This window comes from Lentzea californiensis (assembly GCF_024648825.1).
Taxonomy (GTDB): Bacteria; Actinomycetota; Actinomycetes; order Mycobacteriales; family Pseudonocardiaceae; genus Lentzea; species Lentzea californiensis.
In genome coordinates, this window is sequence record NZ_JANBBE010000001.1 from 83,349 (window position 1) to 101,897 (window position 18,549).

An 18,549-nucleotide genomic window follows, 5' to 3' on the forward strand; every position below is an offset into this window, starting at 1 on the left:
GAGCTGACTCATCGACACCTGTCGCGAACCCGTGACAACAGCAACGCACTTCAGGAAGCGCTGCCGATCGGAATCCTCTGTCGCGGGACGCTGAGGTTTGCGCCCGGAATCGAACATGCCGAAAAGGGTCCCGCACTTGGTACTACCAAGCCAGACCGGTCACTCCAATGGCGCAGCACCGGTACGGGGAGCTACCACCCCTGCCCGGAACGCCGCCGAAAGGGCGCTGCGCCAGTGCGGCAAAGGGCGTAGTCCCGCCGCTGCCCACGCCGCACCCGACAGCACCGAGTAGGCGGGTCGCGGGGCCGGGCGCGGGAAGTCCGCCGTGGTGCACGGCCGCACCCGCGCCGGGTCGGCGCCGAGCTCCTCGAAGATGGCCTGCGCGAACCGGAACCACGTGGTCTGGCCGACACCGGTCGCGTGCAGCAGACGGGTCTCGGGCCGCACCGAGACCAGCTCGAGGAGTCCGGCGGCGAGGTCGTGCGACCACGTCGGCGCACCGGCCTGGTCGTCCACAACGGACAGAGCCGGCCGCGAGGACTCCAGCGCCGCCATGGTCTTCACGAAGTTCGAGCCGTGCACGCCGTACAGCCACGAGGTGCGCACGACGTAACCGCCCGCTTCCAGGACGCGCTGCTCGCCTTCGAGCTTCGTGCGGCCGTAGGCGGATTTCGGGCCGACGGGGTCCGTCGTCTCGTACGGCCGCTCGCCGTCGCCGGAGAACACGTAGTCCGTCGAGACCTGGATCATCGGGATGCCAAGGGAAGCGCACGCCTGCGCCAGCAGGCCGGGACCGACGGCGTTAACCGCGTACGCGCGTTCCTCGTCGGTCTCGGCGGCGTCGACCGCGGTGTAGGCGGCACAGTTGACCACCGCGGAGGCGCCCGCCAGGTCGGCGGCCGTCACCGCGGTCACGTCCAGCTCGGCGGAGGACACCGCGCGGACGTCGGCGGACAGGGCGGCGAGGTCGTGGCCGAGCTGGCCACGGCCTCCGGGAACGAGGATCACCGGGTCAGCCCTCCACCAGCGCGGCGCGCTCCTTGAGCGGCTCCCACCAGGCGCGGTTCTCGCGGTACCACTCGACCGTGTCGGCGAGACCGACGGTGAAGTCGACCTGCGGGGCGTAGCCCAGTTCGGACGCGATCTTGGAGATGTCGACCGAGTAGCGGCGGTCGTGGCCCTTGCGGTCCTGCACGGGCTCGACGGCGGACCAGTCGCGGCCCGTCGCCTCCAGCAGCTTCTCGGTCAGCTCGCGGTTGGTGAGCTCGGTACCGCCGCCGATGTTGTAGATCTCACCCGGCCGGCCGCCCTCGGCGACGAGCTGGATGCCGCGGCAGTGGTCGGCCACGTGCAGCCAGTCACGCACGTTCAGGCCGTCACCGTAGAGAGGCACGTTCCGGCCGTCGATCAAGTTGGTGACGAAGAGCGGAATCACCTTCTCGGGGAACTGGTACGGCCCGTAATTGTTCGAACACCGTGTGATGCTCACGGGCAATCCGTGAGTGCGGTGGAACGCACGGGCGAGCAGGTCCGAAGAGGCCTTGGAAGCCGAGTACGGCGAGTTCGGCTCGAGGATGTGCGTCTCGGTCCAGGAGCCGTCCTCGATCGAGCCGTAGACCTCGTCCGTCGAGACGTGCACGAACTTGCCCACGCCCGCGTTCAGAGCCCCCTGGAGCAGCGTCTGCGTGCCCAGGACGTTCGTGAGCACGAAGTCCGCCGAGCCCGTGATGGACCGGTCCACGTGCGATTCAGCCGCGAAGTGCACGACCACGTCGATGCCGCGCATCTGCTCGGCGACCACGGCGGCGTCGCAGATGTCGCCCTGGACGAACTCGAACTTGCCCGCCACCGGCGCGAGGTTGGTCTCGCTGCCCGCGTACGTGAGCTTGTCGAGCACCACGACTTCGGCACCGGCGAACGCCGGGTAGGACCCGCTCACCAACTCCCGCACGTAGTGCGAGCCGATGAAACCGGCCCCACCTGTCACCAGTACGCGCATGCCATTTCCTCCCGTGGTGTACCCCGACAGCAGTCTGTCACCTACCTGATCGCTGCAACCCACAGCAACGTCACGTCGTGTGACTTATAAACGACTAAACTCAGTGTGGTGGGGGAGGAAACGGCTGTGGAAGGCAGGAGTCTGCCCGTCAGAGTGGTCGGAAACCGGCCGTCTGCGGCCCTTCGCGCTTTCCTGGTGACGGGGAAGATCTTCGTGGCCCTCGTCTCGGCGGCTGTGCTCCTCATCACGTCGTACGGCTGGAACAAGCTCCGCACGACCAACGACGGGATCGTGAAGACCGAGGTCATCTCGGACGAGCTCGCCCAGCAGGGCCCCAAGCCGCTCGACGGTGCGGTCGACATCCTGCTGGTCGGCATGGACAGCCGCACGGACGCGCAGGGCAACCCGCTGTCGCAGGAAGTGCTGGCCCTGCTCAACGGCGGCATCCCCGACGGCGAGCAGAACACCGACACGATGATCCTCGTGCACATCCCGGTCGACGGCACGCGCGCGGTCGCGATCTCGTTCCCGCGCGACTCCTACGTCGAGATGGCGGACGGGTTCGGCAAGCACAAGCTCAACTCGGCGTTCGCCCGCCAGCGCAACACGGTCGACCAGGAGCTGCGCTCACAGGGCGTGACGGACGAGGCACGCATCCGCACCGAGTCGATGGCCGCCGGCCGCAAGACGCTGATCAAGACGATCGAGGGGATGTCCGGCGGCGCGGTGCGCATCGACCGGTACGCCGAGGTCAACCTCGCCAGCTTCTACGAGGTCACCAAGGCCATCGGCGGCGTCGAGGTGTGTGTGAGGGAGCCCACCTCCGACAGCGACTCCGGCGCGAACTTCCAGGCGGGCCAGCAGACGATCGAGGGCGCGGCCGCGTTGTCGTTCGTGCGGCAGCGCAAGAACCTCCCCGGCGGCGACCTCGACCGGATCGTGCGCCAGCAGGTGTTCATCGGGGCCCTCGCGAAGAAGGTCCTCTCTACCGGCACCCTGACGGACACGAGCAAGCTCAACGGACTCGTCGAGGCCGTGCAGAAGTCCGTGATCCTGAGCTCCGGCTGGGACATCACCACGTTCGCCGAGCAGATGCAGGGCCTCGTGGGCGGCAAGTTCGAGTTCAAGACCATTCCGGTGGGCGAGCCGACGGACACGTACAGCGACGGCAACGTGCTGCCGGTGAACCCGGTCGAGGTCCGCAAGTTCCTCACCGGCCTGGCCTCGGACAAGGGCACGTCGAGCACCCCGCCGACGACGAGCACGAGCCTGCCCGCGCCGCCGAACTCCGCGATCACCGTGGCCGTCTACAACGCGGCGGGGGTGCAGGGTCTCGCGACGCAGGTGATGAACACGTTGACCGCCAAGGGTTTCCAGCGCGGCCCGGTCGCGTCGGCCACGCAGAACAGCGACACCACGGTCGTGCGGCACGCGGTCGGCGAGGAGGGCTCCGCGCGCAAGGTCGCCGCGGAACTCGGCGCCGGCGTGGGCGTCGAGGAGGACGCGTCCGTCCGAAAGGGACAGATTCAGGTCTTCGTCGGCGGCGACTACCAGGCGCCGGACGACTCGGACGTCGAACCGCAGGGCGTTCCCGGCACGTCGACGGCCGCGAGTTCGAGCAGCACCCCGCCGATCACGGCGGGCGGACTGGTCTGCGTCAACTGAAACGCCCGGCGTAACGCTCTTCCGATAGTTACGCTGAGCACGCACACACAGTCCACGGAGGGTCAGACGTTGAGCACTGCCGCACGCGCGAAGAAGACCGCACGGGTCATAGGCCGTACGGTGGTCGCGCTGGTGGCCGTGACAACGTTGGCGGTCTCCGGCTACTTCTGGACAGCGCTGCGGCTGGTGAAGGAGAACACCAACACCACGCAGATCCTCCAGGTGCTGGAGGACATCCCGAACTCGCCACCGGTCGAGGACGGCGCGATCGACATCCTGCTGGTGGGCAGCGACAGCCGGACGGACGCGCAGGGCCGGCCACTTCCCGCGGACGTGCTGCGCAAGCTGCGCACCGAGGGCACGGACACGGTGAACACCGACACGATCATCGTGATGCGCGTCCCCCGCAACGGCGGCAAGGCCAGCGCGATCTCGATCCCGCGCGACACGTACGTCCCGATCGCCGGCTACCGCGAGGACAAGATCAATTCCGCGTACGGCGCGGTCAAGCACCTCACGGCCGAACGGCTGCAGGCCGAGGGCGTGAGCGACCAGCAGGAGCGCGAGCGCCAGTCGGACGAGGCCGGGCGCAAGGCGCTGGTCCAGGCCGTGCAGGACCTGACGGGAATGCGCGTCGACCACTACGCGGAGATCAACCTCTACGGCTTCTACCTGCTGACCGAGGTGATCGGCGGCGTGCAGGTGTGCCTGAAGGCGGGCACGTCGGACCCGAACTCCGGCGCGAACTTCCGCGCGGGCCCGCAGACGATCTCGGGCGGCGACGCCCTGTCGTTCGTGCGGCAGCGGAACATGCCCGGTGGTGACCTCGGTCGCATCGCACGGCAGCAGGTGTTCATGTCACAGGCGATGAAGCAGCTGCTGTCGGCGGGCACGTTCACCGATCCGGGCAAGATGAGCGGCCTGCTCGACGCCGTGTCGAAGTCCGTCGTCGTGGACCAGAAGCTCGACATCGCGACACTGGCGACGCAGGCGCAGGGCCTCGCGACGGGCAACGTGGAGTTCGCCACGATCCCGGTGACGAGCATCGACGGCCGCAACGAGCGCGGGCAGAGCATCGTGACGGTCGACCGCGAGGCGGTGAAGGCGTGGGTGGCCCAGCTGATCGGCGAGACCGCGAAGCCCGCTCCCTCGTCGACGACCCCGAGTACCCCGTCGCGGTTCGGCCCTGAAAAGCTGCTCTCGCTGGACGGCGCGCCCGCTGTCGCGGCAGCCCGGCAAGATGTGCCCTGCGTCGACTAGGAGTGCCTCGTGAGCGTGACCGAGATCCTCTTCACGCCGTTGCTGAAGGCCGATCCGGGTCGTCCGCTGATCACGCACTACGACGACGCGGCCGGCACGCGGATCGAGCTCTCGCGCGCGACGGTGAAGAACTGGGCTGCGAAGACGGCGAACTGGCTGCGTGACGAGCACGACGTCGAGCCCGGTGACCCGGTGGCGGTGCTGCTGCCCGCGCACTGGCAGACCGTGGGCCTGCTGCTCGGCGCCTGGTGGTGCGGCGCCCGCGTGGTCGGCGCGGGCTTCTCCGGCGCGAAGGTGGCCGTGGTGCCGCCCGGCGGCACGGCGGACGCGGACGTCGTGGCCGTGGCCTCGTTGCACCCCATGGGGCTGGGCTCCGGCGCTCCGGTCGACTACGCCGACGACGTGCGCGTGCACGGCGACGACTTCATGCCGTGGGAACCGGTCGCGGGTTCCACGCCCGCACTCGACGAGTCCACTGTGGACGAGGTGGTCGCTCAGGCCCGCGAACTGGGCGCCGCGCTCGGCACCGAGCCGCGTGTGCTGTCCACTCTGGAGTGGGACTCGCCTTCCGCTGTGCTGGAAGGCTTTCTGGCCGTGCTCGCGGCCGGCGGCTCACTCGTGCAGGTGAGCAATCCCGACGCGGGCCTGCTGGCCGCGCGCCGGGACAGCGAGAAGGTCACACGGCAGCTGGGTTGAGCACCTTGTTGTTCTTGAACAGCACGCGGTCCAGCGCGTAGGCACCACCGTTGAAGCCGAGCGCGAGAGCGGCGGCACCGAGCACGATCACCAGTTCCGCACCACCCTCGCCGAGCAGGCCGTTCGGCAGGTGGACGAGCAGCCACGCGCCGAGCATGTTGACGGCGAGCAGGACGCCCGCGATCGGCAGTGCCAGCCCGGCGATCAGCGCGAGCCCACCGGCGAGCTCGACGGACGCGGCGAACCACGCGGACACCGACGGCAGTGGTACGCCCATCTTGTCGAACGACCCGGCGGTGCCGGCCATGCCGTACTCGGTGAACTTCTGCCAGCCGTGCGCGACGAACACGATGCCGACGGCGATGCGCCCGATGAGTGCGGCGACGTCCTTGACCATGATGTTTGCTCCCCGATCCTGTCGTTCGGCTGTAGGTCGTTCAGCCTCGAACCAAAACTAGTGCAGGTTTGAACGACCCTCATGGTTCCGACAGGAAGCCGACAGCGAGTCCTTAGGTTCGCAGGTCGGGGGGACACGAAGTCCTGGTTCGGCACGGCTGACGCAGTTGAACAGGCCAGGTGTGATGCGTGTTAAACAACGCGTGCCACATCGTGATTCCTGGGGGGATTCATGAGGCGTCGACCGCGCGTGCCCGCACGTCCGCGGGCGGCAGCCATTCCCTCAGCGTGCCCGTGATCCGCACCTGCCTGGGGGAAGTGACGAGTGGAAGACGCAAGAGAGTTCAGCGCTGCCTGGTGGCGACGCAGAGCGAGCACGGCCGTGATCCTCGCGGTCCTGCTGGCACTGGTCGGGGGTGTCGCACCCGCCGTCGCCGCACCCGCACCCGTGCTCACGCAGCAGAGCCAGGACCCGCCACCGGCTGATCCGGTCGACGAGGAGCACGAGTTCTACAAGCAACTCGTGCAGGACATCGCCGAGCACGCGGAGGACGTCGAGGTCCGCGAGGCCGCCGCGGCGGCACTTGCCGTGGGAACCAAGGAGAGACTGCTCTGGTTCCTCGACCACGGCGAGGCCGAGGCGAGGGCCAAGGCCGACGAGCGCAAGCGCGTCGAAGCCGCGCAGAACCGCGCCAAGGTCGTCGAATGGGCGCGCACGGGCGGTCCGAACGTCAAGGCGGGCGCGGAAGCGGCGCTGAACGCCGGCGACCGGGCGATCCGCGACTTCGTGGCGTACGGCTACGAGATCGCGCTCAAGCGGGACAAGCAGCAGGCCGAGGACGACAAGGCCGAGCAGGACCGCATCATCGCCCGCGTCAAGATGATGGTCGAGATGGGCGGCCCGCAGGTCAAGATCGAGGGCACGCCGCTGCTGCTGCGCGGTGACTACGCGCTGATCCGCGAGTTCTACCTCACCGGGTACCACGTCGCGAACCAGCGCGACCACGACTTCCAGGCCGTCATCGAGCAGGCGCTGATCGACCGCAACAAGGCGATCACCGACCTGGAGGCGGTCGCACGGCGCGCCGAGAAGGCGGCGAACGCGCGGGCGGAGATCCTGCGCGCCAACATCGACGCGGTCAAGAACCTCGACGACGTGACGCTGGCGCTGAACCTGGCCGCCAGGGCCGCGCACAAGGCCGACGAGATCCACCGCGATGACAAGCCCGGCCGGGTACACGGTCAGCGGGGCCGCGCTGCCGAGATCGACGCGTTGCGCGCCGAGGCGACCGACTGGTCGAACAGGGCGGCACGGATCGCTCTCGAGTCCGCCGGGACGACCGCCCGTGCGCAGAGCGCGGGCGTGCAACTGATCGAGACCGGCATGACCAACGGCGCGGACTGGGCCAAGGTCACCATCGCCATCGGTGCCGCCGTGGAGGCCGCGGCCAGGGCCGCCGAGACCTCGCAGCACGCGGCCGAGGCCACGCTGGCCGACAGTCGTGCGCTGGACGCGAACGCCGGCGCGCAGGAGCACGCCGAGAACGCGAAGAAGTACCGGCAGGAAGCCGAACGCGGAGCCGAACAGGCCGCCGCGCTCGCCACGGCGGCCCGCGTGCAACTCGGCATCGCGACCACCGCGCGGGACAAGGCCGCGGAGCAGAAGCGGGTCGCGGAGGCCGCTTCCACCAAGGCGCGCCAGCACGCCGTCAACGCGCGCAACCAGCGCCTCGCCGCGCAGTCCGCGTCGGCGAACGCGGTCGGCAGGTCGCAGGCCGCCGTCGCCGCGCGCAACGACGCGGTCAAGGCGGGCGTGCGCGAGCAGGAGACGATCGAGGCCGTCCAGCGCACCGGCCGTGAGCTCAAGACGGCGACCTCGGTCTGCCAGGGCCAGATGACCTTCGCCGAGCAGGCAGAGGCAGGCCTCAGGAAGGCACGCGAAGAGGCCATCGCGGCGGGCAAGAACGCCGACGAGGCGACGAAGGACATCGCGGAGGCGGCAGGCAGGGCCCGTTCCGAGGCCAACGCCTCCGCCGCGTGGGCGAGCCGTGCCCAGTCGGCTGCCGCGGCTGCGGCCGCCGAGGCGCAGAAGGCGGCGAAGGCGGCCCAGGACGCCCGCGCGGCCGCCCACCGTGCCGAGCAGGAGGCCGTGACCGCCCGCCGTGCCGCGGACGACGCGAACCGCCTGGCCATGGAGGCGGCCAACGTCGCCGTCGCCACGTTGGCCGCCGCCGAGCAGACGCAGTGCGAGGCGGAAGCCGCCATCTCCGAGGCCAACTCGGCTGTCTGGCAGTCCGCGATCGCCGACCGGGCGGCAGCGGCAGCGGCCGCATCTGCCTCGTTGATCATCGACCCCGCCCGGATGACCGACCTCGTCGCGAGGCCGTACGCGGGGATCAACGCCGACGCCCGCAAGGCGTTGGCACTGGCCGCCAAGGCACTGCTGATCGGCGAGGAGCAGTCCCGCGCCGCGCAGGAGAAGGCGGCCGAGGCCCAGAAGGCGGCGCAGGACGCCACCCTCGCGGCGGACCGCGCGGTCGCCGAGGTCAAGCCCGCCTACGAGGCCGCCGCCCGTGCCGCCAGGTCGGCACAGCAGGCCGCCGAGGACGCGGTCGCCGCCACCGTCGCGGCGAACGCGGCCACGCAGTTCGCGGCGGGCGCACACGCCGCCGCCAACACGGCGGCGCAGCACTCGTCGTCAGCGCGCTCGGACGCCGTCGGTGCGGCGAGCGCGGCAGCCGTCGCGACGAGTGCCGCGCAGACGGCGGGTCAGGCCGCGGCCGCCGCCGAGCAGATCCACCAGTGGGCGATCAACGCCACGGCGTCGATCCACAAGTTCAGCGACGAGGTCGGCACGGCGCTCGACCAGTTCACCGACTTCAAGAAACGCGCGGAGGAAGCGCAGAAGAAGATCACGGCGGACGCCCAACGCAAGCAGAACGAGCTCAACCAGCAGTTCACCGACGGCTTCGGGAAGCTGCTGCAGTGCGGGATCTCGCCGCTCGCACCGGGCTGCGTCGAGATGCAGGTGCGGTACGCCGAACTCTGGCTCGACGGCATCACCGGCACCGGCGACTACATCGCGAAGGGCATCAACTGCCAGGGCGGCGACCAGCAGGCGTGCCGCGACTTCGAGGACGCCACCAGGAAGATCGGGGAGTTCGCGAAGAACGCCGTCGACGGCTTCGTCGAGGGCGCGAAGAACACCTGGCAGGGCATCGTCACGCTCGGGAACTGCCTGAACGTCGGCGGTCAGTCGTCGGTCGCGGCCTGCGCGCAGATCATCGCCGGCCTCAAGGACGTCGCCCAGAACCCGTACAAGCTGGTGCACCTCGACGTCTGGCACGACAACCCCGGCAAGGCGTTCGGCCTGTCGATGTTCGACGTGCTGGCGAACGTCGTCACCAGCCCGCTGGGCGGCAACGCGTTGTCCGGCGCGCTCAACGTAGTCCGGAACACGATCAGCCGGGCGACCGCCATCATCGCCAAGGACGTCGGCGAGTTCGGCACGTTCCTGATCAAGGTCTCGGACAACGTCCCGAACCGGCTTCCCGGTGACTTCGCCCAGGTCAACCGACTGCAGGTCGCCGTCAACAACGGCGTGGCCAAGCTGACCGGCGGGTTCGTCCACCTCGACGGCAGGCTCTACAAGCTGCGTGACGTCGAGCTCGTGCCCGAGGGCGATCCGTCCAGGCTGGACGGTTCGGTCGCACGTATCGAGAAGGACCCGGAAGCGGCCGAGCTGCAGATCACCCTCGAGAACGGCCTCGCCAAGATCGAGGGCGCGAAGTTCAAGTTCGAGAAGATCGAGAAGATCGAACCGCCGACCTCGGCAAAGAACGTGAAGGGCGTAGACGACCCGGTCACGGGTGTCTGGACCGCGGAGGAGTTCGGCCAGCCGCTCAGGCTGGAAGCCGGTCCCAACAAGGCCGTGAACGACTTCCTCAAGGTCGCGGAGGGAGTCGGGTCGAGGCTCACCCCCAAGATGAAGGTCCTCGCCACCGAGGTGCGGACCGGTCGGCTGTACGGCGAGGACCAAGCCCTCAAGAGTGCTGACTCGCTGAAGCGCAAGGTCGTCGGCGAGATCGAAGAAACGCCCGACATCAACACGATTCTCAAGGAGATCAACGACAGCGTCCGGTACACGATCGTGCTGGACGACGCGTCCTACGTCGACGGTGTCAAGGCTGCCATCGAGAAGATGGAAGTGCTCTATGACAAGGTCGAGGTCAAGAACTTCTGGAAGAAGTACGCCGAAGTCAACGCATACAAGGGCATCAACTCCACCTGGCGGGACAGGGAGACCGGGCACCTCTTCGAGATGCAGTTCCACACGGAGAGCAGCCTGCTCGCGAAGAGCATCGAACACCCTTGGTACCAGCTGCTCCGCGTCCCCGGTCTGACCGCGCTGGAGGCAGACTTCGCAAGGGCGCAGTCAGCCCTGCTCTTCGCCGACGTGAAGGTTCTGCCGGCGTACATGAACATCCCGCAGTTCAAGTTGGAGACGGGAGGAAACTGACCCCATGGCGAGGAAATACAGGTACTACGCGTTGCTCGGCATCTACGACACCCTGGACAACCCGTTCGCCGTGGTGCGCGTGGGTGGTGAGTTCGCGGAAAGCTTCAAGACGAGCCTCCAATGGTCCCGCACCGATCTGATGGACCGCATCAGGACAGGCAGGGACAACCGCGAGGTCGTGGAGATCAGCGAAGAAGACGCCACTCGCTTCGAAGCCACACAAGCGCGTCGAACCGCAGAGGTTCGCGAGCGCGACGGCGGCTGATCCAACCCCGTGAACCGGGCCGGGCACTCCGCCCGGCCCGGTTCCGTCATTTCCGGAGCTTCAGGCCGACGCCGTTCGCGTTCATCAGGGTCAGGGTGTCGCCGTCGATCTCGAAGGTGACCTCCCCCAGTCCGAGGGTGTCGAGGATGGCGCCCTCCACCTTCATCTTGTCTTCCGAGCACATCATCAAGGTCATGGCGAGGCTGCCGCCGAACGTGATCCGCTGACCGTCCACTTCGTACTTCTCGGCGCCGGTGAAGTCCGTGGAGCCGCTGTTGCAGCCGCCCTGCACGTAGATGTGGCCGTTCTTGAAGGAGACCGTGCCCGTCACACCGTCCGGCACCGACGACACGGCGTCCTTGGTGACGATGCCCTCGACGGTCCAGGTGACGCCTTCCAGCGGTGCCTGAGGTTCCGGCGCGAGCACGATCTCGGCGTTCGCCCCGGTGAGCACGAGGTTCGGGCCGTCGAGCCTCCAGGACGGCTTGCCGTTGAGCAGCTTGGCCAACCACTCGTCCTGCTCGTGCAGGCCCTCGCCCGGACAGGCCATGTCGGTGGTGCTGAGGTCGGTGACCGTGAGCTTGCCGTCGTCGAGGTTCACCGGGCCCTGCATCTGGTTGCAGCCGGCTCGGGCGAGCAGCCTGCCGTCGGCGGTGAACCTCAGTTCCAGCTTCGTGCCTTCGACCAGAGCGCGCGGCTTGCCCTGTTCGGTGACGGACGTGGACGTGAACACCTTGCCCTGCACGCCGTTTCCTCCTCCTCCAGCGGTTCCGCACGCGGTGACGAGCAGTGCCACGGCGATGAGAAGCCGGGAACCCATGTGCGGCACTACTTCCCGAGTTTCAGGCCCGCGCCGGACGCGTTGGTCAGGCTCAGCGTGGCGCGGTCGATCTCGTGGGTCGCCTCTCCGTTCTCGAACGTCGCGCGGACGGCGTTCTCCACCTCGTCCACCGGACCGCACCCCTTCAGGGTGGTGGGCCCCAGCTTGGCCTTGATCGTCTGGCCGTCCAGCTGGTAGGGCTTCTCGCCGCCGTTCATGTTGCAGCCGGTGTCCACCATCATGTTGCCGCCCTTGAAGGTGATCGTGACCTTCACCCCGGCCGGGACGGACGAGACCGCGTCCCGCGTGGCGAGGCCGTTGACGGTCCAGGTGCCCTCCAGGGTCGCGGGCTGTTCCGGCGCGAGGACGATCTCCGCGTTCGAACCGGAGACCACGAGGTTCGTGCCGTCCAGCTTCCAGGACGGTGTGGCTCCGAGCAGCTTCGACAGCCAGTCGTCCTGCTGGTGCAGCTCGGGTTTGGGGCAGCCCATCGCGGTCATGCCGAGGTCGGTGACGGAGAGCTTGCCGCCGTCGAGCTCCACCGGGCCCTGCATCTGGTTGCAGCCGGCTCGGGCGAGGAGCCTGCCGTCGTCGGTGAATCTCAGTTCCACCCTCGTGCCCTCGACCATGGCACGCGGCTGCCCCTGTTCGGTCACGGAGGACGAGACGTACACCTTGCCCCGCAGGTCGGCGCCCTGGCCCGCGGAGGGGCTGCCACAGGCCGCGGTGACGGCGAGGAGCAGGACGACGAGCGCGATTCGGTTGCTCATGCGCGTAGGACGGAACGTCGTGGCGTTGGGGTTGCCCGAAGGCCGGACGCGGGATCTTCCGCGTCCGGCCGACGGAGAGTTCGAGGTCACGGGGACAGCGACTCGGCGAAGTCGTAGAGGCTCTTGACGTCGTTGTCGAAGTACGGCCCGTCCATCTGGCTGGCGTCGGCGTGCCGGTGGCTGACCACGCTGTTGATGTAGCCCAGCCCGTTCTGGTCGTTGTACTCCTGCAGCCACGGACCGCCGGACGATCCGCCGGTCATGTTGCACCAGGCCCGCACCTGCTGGCCGTGGCCGTTCCAGGTCGTGCCCTGGCAGAAGTACTGCAGCTCACCGCTGAACGGCGCACCCGCGGGGTAGCCGAGGATCGTGACGGCCACCGAGTAGCCCCAGTTCCAGCGCAACCCGTTGCCACCCACGACGTTGGCGATCGAGCTGCCGCCGAGGGTGTTCATGACGACGATGCCCATGTCCTCGTCGCTGCTGCTGGAGTTGATCCAGGCGGTGCGAGTGGTGAGCGTGTACGCGCTCCACGTGCCGAACGGGCGCGCACCGTCGCGGTAGCGGGGGACGAACACCCAGTTGGACATCCACTGGCCGCCGGCGCCGCCGTGCACGCAGTGCCCGGCCGTCTGGACCAGCTTCCTCTTGGTGCTGCTCACGGTCGCGCCGGAGCAGACGTAGTTCAGGCCGTTGACCGGGTTGGTGAAGAACACCTTTCCGACCGTCGACGCCTCGTTCAACATCGTCCCGATGCCCTGCGCGCGCTCCGCCTTGACCTTCACCGAGGGTGCGACGCCCTCGATGCTGCCCGCACGACCCGAGGGCTGGCGTGGGGAAGAGGCCTGGACGGTGGCAGGAGCCTGAGCCGGGATCGCCTTGGCCATGCGCTCCGAGGTCCAGTACTGCTCGGCCGCGGCGGCCGTCTGGATCTTGTTGTCGGAGGTTCTGGCCTGGCTGGCAGCGCTGCCGTTCGGTGCCGCCTGCGCGGTCGGCACGAAAACGGAAGCAGCCAGCACAAATCCAAACACTAAAGTTACAGTTCTTTTCGCTCTCATTCGAAATACCTCACCAAAAGAGGTGGACTTGCGGCTTTTCGAACGTAGCGACGCCTCTGACCTGCTGTCCAGCGCTTCCCAGAAATTGCTCCACTCGGCCTTGTTCGCATTCCACGCCCTTTAGAAAGGGGTCCGTACGGGTCATTTCCGACATGAATGCGCCGCATCGGAAAGCGCTATCCAAGTTGTTGATCTTGAACTTGAGGGTTGACAGAGCCCGCCGTCGTGGGTCTACTTAACCCAGAGGTTAGATAACCAAGCGGTTAGGTACGTGATGGACCAGCTGAGCTCCACCTTCGCCGCACTGGCGGACCCGACCCGCCGGGCGATCCTCGCGCGGCTCACCGAGGGCCCGGCAACGGTGAAGGAGCTCTCCGAGCCGTTCGACATCAGCGGCCCGGCGATCTCCAAACACCTGCGCGTGCTGGAGAAGGCAGGCCTGATCACCCGCGGCAGGGAGGCCCAGTGGCGGCCCTGCCAGCTCGATGCGACACCTCTTCGGGAGGTTGCTGTGTGGGCAGAGAACTACCGCCGCTTCTGGGATGCGAGCTACGCACGCCTGGACGCACTCTTGACCGAGATGAAGGAGAACGAGAAATGACCACGGTGAAGTCCGGCACGACCGTCACCCTCCCGTCCGACACCGAGATCGCGATGTCGCGCACGTTCGACGCGCCCGCTTCGCTGGTGTGGAAGGCTTTCACGACGCCCGCACTGCTGCGCCGCTGGCTGCTCGGCCCGGACGGCTGGGAGATGCCGATCTGCGACGTCGACCTGCGCGTGGGCGGCAAGTGGCGCTACGGCTGGGCGCAGCCGGACGGCTCCGGCGCGTTCGAGATGCACGGCGAATACACCGAGGTGACGCCGCACTCGCGACTCGTGAACACGGAGATCTTCGCGGACAACCCACCGGCCGTGTCGACGGTGTCGTTCGTCGAGGAGGACGGCCGCACGACGATGACCACCACGATGCGCCTGGTGTCACAGGAAGCGCGTGACGCGGTGCTGGCGTCGGGCATGTCGGACGGCGCGGGCCGTTCCTACGAGCGCCTGGGCGAGGTCCTGGCCACGCTCTGACCTTCCAGGACAGTCCACAGTGGTTGCTTCCACTGCGTAACCACCTTTTGTGGCAACGTTTCGCCCGGTCGAGTCCCGGCTTCGTGGTTACCTTCGGGTGCATGGGACGTTTCTTCGTGGCTCTGGCCCTCATGCTCGGCTTCGCCGTGCTGTCAGCACCCCTCGCTCACGCGGCCCCGGACACCCGCTGGGAGATCGTGCCGTGCGCGCCCGGCACGAAAGCCCTGTGGCTGCCGCGCGCCGACGAGTTCGGCACGGACCTGTCGTGCACGACCGAGGAGGCCCGTTCCGCGGCGGTGCAGGCCGCCCGGGACAGCGGCAGTCCGACTCGGCTGATGAGCGTGGCCGTCGCGTTCTCGCAGCAGCTCGCCGACAAGTCGATCACCCCCACCTCGCCCTGCGTGCTGGGTGCCAAGGGGGCCGTCGGGGAGGCGATCGGCACCTGCGTGGCTGCCTGATCGGGCGATCTTGTCGGTGGTGTCCTGCATGATGCGTTTCCGGACGCCACCGGGGGGATTGCTCGTGATCGTGCAGGGTTCCGGCGACCTGTTGGACGCCGATGTCGACGCGCTGGTGAACGCGGTGAACTGCGTGGGCGTGATGGGGAAGGGGTTGGCGCTGCAGTTCAAGCAGCGCTTCCCCGGCTACTTCGCGGCCTACGCGGCTGCCTGTGCTGCCGGAGAGGTGAGGTTGGGACGCGTGCACGTGGCGTCTCTGGATCGGTGCTTCATCAGCTTTCCGACCAAGGGGCACTTCCGGTCACGGTCCAAGCTGTCCGACGTGGCTTCCGGGCTGGACGACCTGGCCCGGGTGATCGAGGCGCTCGGCCTGCGGTCGGTGGCGGTGCCGCCGCTCGGGGCCGGGCTGGGTGGGCTGTCGTGGGCCGACGTGGAGCCGTTGATCGCGGCGAAGCTCGGGCCGCTGGACGCGACGGTCGTGTTGTACGGCCCGGGAAATGCCGCGCGACTGGGGTTGTGACGCTGTGCTGGCTGCGATGAACTCGCCGACCGACTCGGCTAGTTCATCGCCGAGCGGTGGTCGGTCTGGAGGCTCGCGCCTCCAGACCGACCGTCGAAACCTCAGCCGTTGAGCACGGCGCGGGACATGACCACGCGCTGCACCTGGTTCGTGCCCTCGTAGATCTGCGTGATCTTCGCGTCGCGCATCATCCGCTCGACCGGGAAGTCGCGCGTGTAGCCGGCGCCGCCGAAGAGCTGCACCGCGTCCGTGGTGACCTCCATGGCCACGTCGGAGGCGAAGCACTTGGCGGCGGCGGTGATGAAGCCGATGTTCGGCTCGCCGCGTTCTGCCTTGGCGGCTGCCACGTAGACCATGTGGCGGGCTGCCTCGATCTTCATCGCCATGTCGGCGAGCATGAACTGGACGCCCTGGAAGTCCGAAATGGACTTTCCGAACTGCTTGCGGTCCTTGACGTACGCGACCGCTGCTTCCAGTGCGCCCTGTGCGATGCCCACTGCCTGGGCGCCGATGGTCGGGCGGGTGTGGTCCAGGGTCCGGAGGGCCGTCTTCAGGCCGGTGCCCGGTTCGCCGATGATGCGGTTGGCCGGGATGGTGCAGTTCTCGAAGTAGATCTCGCGGGTCGGCGAGCCCTTGATGCCGAGCTTGCGCTCCTTCGGGCCGACCGAGAAGCCCTCGTCGTCCTTGTGCACGACGAAGGCTGAGATGCCCTGCGACTTCTTCGGGGCGTTCGGGTCCGTCACGGCCATGACGGTGTACCAGGTGGACTCGCCCGCGTTGGTGATCCAGCACTTGGTGCCGTTGAGCACCCAGTGGTCACCGTCGAGCTGGGCCCTGGTGCGCATGGACGCGGTGTCGGAGCCCGCCTCGCGTTCGGACAGCGCGTACGACGCCATGGCCTCGCCCGAGGCGATGGACGGCATGACGAGCTGCTTGAGCTCGTCGGAGGCCGAGAGCAGGATCGGCATGGTGCCGAGCTTGTTCACGGCCGGGATCAGCGAGGACGACGCGCAGACGCGGGCCACTTCCTCGATGACGATGCAGGTGGCCACGGAGTCCGCGCCCTGGCCGTCGTAGTCCTCGGGCACGTGGACGGCCGCGAAGCCCGCCTTGACCAGGGCGTTGTGCGCCTCTACCGGGAAGCGCTCGTTCTCGTCGACCTCGGCCGCGTACGGCTTGATCTCCTTCTCGGCGAGCGAGCGGACGGCCTCCCGCAGCGCCTCGTGCTCCTCGGCGAGCTGATAGGTGCCGAAGCTCGGGTTCACCTTGTTACCTCCCGGTAGCGAGTACTCGTGCACGATGTTAGCGCCCGTTCACGTCGGACGCCGCTGTGCTGTTGAGCACTCAGAGGGACTTCTGCAGCGCCGCGTCCTTGTCTAGTACGAGCTGCTCGAGTTCTGCCTGGAAGCGGGCCATGCGCTCCTGCAACCCGGCGTCCGAGGAAGCCAGCATCCGGACGGCCAGCAGGCCCGCGTTGCGCGCACCACCGACTGAGACGGTGGCGACCGGAACGCCCGCGGGCATCTGCACGATCGAGAGCAGCGAGTCCATGCCGTCGAGGTACTTCAACGGCACCGGGACGCCGATCACCGGGAGCACGGTGGCCGAGGCGACCATGCCGGGCAGGTGGGCGGCGCCGCCCGCACCCGCGATGATCACTCGCAGGCCGCGGGACGCGGCCGACGTCGCGTAGTCGAGCATGCGCTGCGGGGTGCGGTGCGCGGAGACGACGCTCACCTCGAACGGCACGTCGAACTCGGCGAGCGCTTCGGTGGCCGCCTTCATCACCGGCCAGTCCGAGTCGCTGCCCATGATCACGCCAACCTGAGTCACTCCGCACTCCCGTGAATGTCGTATCCGTCTGACCAAATGCCCGTGGACAGCCAGTCGGCGGCGAGCCGCGCGCGCCGGCGGACCTCGGTCATGTCGTTGCCGAGGAACGTCACGTGCCCGATCTTGCGGCCCGGCCGTTCCTCCTTGCCGTACAGGTGCACGTGCGCGTCCGGGTACCGGGCGAACAGGTGGTGCACGCGCTCGTCGGGGCCCATCGCGGGCGTCCCGGTCGCGCCGAGGACGTTCGCCATCACGACGGCCGGCGCCATCAGGTCGGTGCGGCCGAGCGGGTAGTCGAGGACGGCGCGCAGGTGCTGCTCGAACTGCGACGTGCGGGCGCCCTCGATCGACCAGTGGCCGGAGTTGTGCGGGCGCATCGCGAGCTCGTTCACGACCACGCCGTCCGCGGTCTCGAACAGCTCGACGGCCAGCACGCCCACGACGCCCAGCGCCTCGGCGACCTTCAGCGCCAGCTCCTGGGCGTCGGCACCGTCCAGAGCGGGAGCCGGCGCGAGGACCTCGACGCAGATGCCGTCGGACTGCACGGTCTCGACGACCGGCCACGCCGCGCCCTGCCCGAACGGCGAGCGCGCCACGACGGCCGCCAGCTCACGGCGCATCGGCACGCACTGCTCGACCATCAACGGCGTGCCGGAGTCCAGCAGCTCGGGGACGACCCGCTCGGCGCTCTGCGGGGTGTTCAGCATCCACACGCCACGCCCGTCGTAGCCGCCGCGGATCGCCTTCAACACGCACGGCCAGCCGTGCTCCGCGCCGAAGCGGAGCACGTCACGAACCTCGTGCACCTCGGCGAACGGCGGCACCGGCAGGCCCAGCTCGGCCAGCCGCACGCGCATCTTCAGCTTGTCCTGCGCGAACTGCAGCGCGTCCGGACCGGGATGCACCTTCACGCCTTCGGCGACCAGCGCGCGCAGGTGGTCCTGCGGCACGTGCTCGTGGTCGAAGGTGACCACCTCGCAGCCCTTGGCGAACGAGCGCAGCGCTTCGAGGTCGGTGTGCGTGCCGAGCACCACGTCCCGCGCGACGAGCGCGGCGGGGTCGTTCTCGGAGACTGCGAGCACGCGCAGCGACTGCCCGAGCGGGATCGCGGCCTGGTGCGTCATGCGGGCGAGCTGCCCGCCGCCGATCATTCCGACGACGGGGAGACGGGTACGAGAGTCCACGGTTCAGGCATTCTACCTGCGGCTACAGC

The 18,549-nt window shown here is 68.5% G+C and carries 18 protein-coding genes; 9 read left to right on the forward strand and 9 right to left on the reverse strand.

Features of this window, described 5'->3' with window-relative positions; translation table 11 throughout:
- Positions 1 to 159: 159 nt before the first annotated feature.
- Together rfbD and rfbB are read right to left on the reverse strand one after the other, a co-directional pair.
- Positions 160 to 1,008 (reverse strand): dTDP-4-dehydrorhamnose reductase, encoded by an 849-nt coding sequence (gene rfbD, locus LX88_RS00450; protein ID WP_258945946.1) that lies wholly within the window; start codon positions 1,006 to 1,008, stop codon positions 160 to 162.
- A gap of 4 nt (positions 1,009 to 1,012) precedes the next feature.
- Positions 1,013 to 1,999, reverse strand: coding sequence for a dTDP-glucose 4,6-dehydratase (gene rfbB / locus LX88_RS00455; RefSeq protein WP_258945947.1), 987 nt, complete (start codon positions 1,997 to 1,999; stop codon positions 1,013 to 1,015).
- A gap of 195 nt (positions 2,000 to 2,194) precedes the next feature.
- On the opposite strand from rfbB, the gene LX88_RS00460 reads away from it, so the two are divergent.
- From LX88_RS00460 to LX88_RS00470, 3 genes are all read left to right on the forward strand, one after another.
- On the forward strand, positions 2,195 to 3,664 hold the full coding sequence (locus LX88_RS00460; RefSeq protein ID WP_258945948.1) for an LCP family protein: 1,470 nt from the start codon (positions 2,195 to 2,197) through the stop codon (positions 3,662 to 3,664).
- 69 nt (positions 3,665 to 3,733) lie between these two features.
- Positions 3,734 to 4,924, forward strand: coding sequence for an LCP family protein (locus tag LX88_RS00465; protein WP_258945949.1), 1,191 nt, complete (start codon positions 3,734 to 3,736; stop codon positions 4,922 to 4,924).
- Positions 4,925 to 4,933: 9 nt separating this feature from the next.
- Positions 4,934 to 5,620 carry a TIGR03089 family protein gene (locus LX88_RS00470; protein WP_258945950.1) on the forward strand — a complete coding sequence of 229 codons (687 nt, stop codon included), beginning with the start codon at positions 4,934 to 4,936 and terminating at the stop codon, positions 5,618 to 5,620.
- Here the strand turns inward: LX88_RS00470 and LX88_RS00475 are convergent.
- Positions 5,601 to 6,017, reverse strand: a complete 417-nt coding sequence (locus LX88_RS00475) for a DoxX family protein (protein WP_258945951.1) — start codon at positions 6,015 to 6,017, stop codon at positions 5,601 to 5,603. The genes LX88_RS00470 and LX88_RS00475 overlap by 20 nt on opposite strands.
- A gap of 324 nt (positions 6,018 to 6,341) precedes the next feature.
- Between LX88_RS00475 and LX88_RS00480 the strand changes: the two genes are divergently transcribed.
- Both LX88_RS00480 and LX88_RS00485 read left to right on the forward strand, forming a co-directional pair.
- Positions 6,342 to 10,535: a hypothetical protein gene (locus tag LX88_RS00480; RefSeq protein ID WP_258945952.1), complete on the forward strand. Its 4,194-nt coding sequence runs from the start codon at positions 6,342 to 6,344 to the stop codon at positions 10,533 to 10,535.
- A 4-nt stretch (positions 10,536 to 10,539) separates the two neighbouring features.
- A complete protein-coding gene (locus LX88_RS00485; protein ID WP_258945953.1) occupies positions 10,540 to 10,800 on the forward strand; it encodes a hypothetical protein in 261 nt (86 codons plus the stop codon).
- A 46-nt stretch (positions 10,801 to 10,846) separates the two neighbouring features.
- Here the strand turns inward: LX88_RS00485 and LX88_RS00490 are convergent, their stop codons facing one another.
- From LX88_RS00490 to LX88_RS00500, 3 genes are all read right to left on the reverse strand, one after another.
- Entirely contained in the window at positions 10,847 to 11,620 is a 774-nt protein-coding gene (locus LX88_RS00490; RefSeq protein WP_258945954.1) for an META domain-containing protein, read from the reverse strand.
- An 8-nt stretch (positions 11,621 to 11,628) separates the two neighbouring features.
- Positions 11,629 to 12,390 carry an META domain-containing protein gene (locus LX88_RS00495; protein ID WP_258945955.1) on the reverse strand — a complete coding sequence of 254 codons (762 nt, stop codon included), beginning with the start codon at positions 12,388 to 12,390 and terminating at the stop codon, positions 11,629 to 11,631.
- Positions 12,391 to 12,476: 86 nt separating this feature from the next.
- Positions 12,477 to 13,409, reverse strand: a complete 933-nt coding sequence (locus LX88_RS00500; RefSeq protein WP_258945956.1) for a trypsin-like serine peptidase — start codon at positions 13,407 to 13,409, stop codon at positions 12,477 to 12,479.
- 313 nt (positions 13,410 to 13,722) lie between these two features.
- On the opposite strand from LX88_RS00500, the gene LX88_RS00505 reads away from it, so the two are divergent.
- From LX88_RS00505 to LX88_RS00520, 4 genes are all read left to right on the forward strand, one after another.
- On the forward strand, positions 13,723 to 14,049 hold the full coding sequence (locus tag LX88_RS00505; protein ID WP_258945957.1) for an ArsR/SmtB family transcription factor: 327 nt from the start codon (positions 13,723 to 13,725) through the stop codon (positions 14,047 to 14,049).
- A complete protein-coding gene (locus tag LX88_RS00510) occupies positions 14,046 to 14,525 on the forward strand; it encodes an SRPBCC family protein (RefSeq protein ID WP_258945958.1) in 480 nt (159 codons plus the stop codon). The genes LX88_RS00505 and LX88_RS00510 overlap by 4 nt, the downstream gene beginning before the upstream one ends.
- A gap of 101 nt (positions 14,526 to 14,626) precedes the next feature.
- Positions 14,627 to 14,983, forward strand: a complete 357-nt coding sequence (locus tag LX88_RS00515) for a hypothetical protein (protein ID WP_258945959.1) — start codon at positions 14,627 to 14,629, stop codon at positions 14,981 to 14,983.
- Positions 14,984 to 15,011: 28 nt separating this feature from the next.
- On the forward strand, positions 15,012 to 15,503 hold the full coding sequence (locus LX88_RS00520; protein WP_258945960.1) for a macro domain-containing protein: 492 nt from the start codon (positions 15,012 to 15,014) through the stop codon (positions 15,501 to 15,503).
- Positions 15,504 to 15,604: 101 nt separating this feature from the next.
- Here the strand turns inward: LX88_RS00520 and LX88_RS00525 are convergent, their stop codons facing one another.
- From LX88_RS00525 to LX88_RS00535, 3 genes are all read right to left on the reverse strand, one after another.
- Entirely contained in the window at positions 15,605 to 16,768 is a 1,164-nt protein-coding gene (locus tag LX88_RS00525; RefSeq protein WP_090067289.1) for an acyl-CoA dehydrogenase, read from the reverse strand.
- 79 nt (positions 16,769 to 16,847) lie between these two features.
- Entirely contained in the window at positions 16,848 to 17,336 is a 489-nt protein-coding gene (purE, locus tag LX88_RS00530) for a 5-(carboxyamino)imidazole ribonucleotide mutase (protein ID WP_256334572.1), read from the reverse strand.
- Positions 17,333 to 18,520, reverse strand: coding sequence for a 5-(carboxyamino)imidazole ribonucleotide synthase (locus tag LX88_RS00535; protein ID WP_258945961.1), 1,188 nt, complete (start codon positions 18,518 to 18,520; stop codon positions 17,333 to 17,335). Before LX88_RS00535 ends, purE begins: the two co-directional genes overlap by 4 nt.
- Positions 18,521 to 18,549 lie beyond the last annotated feature (29 nt).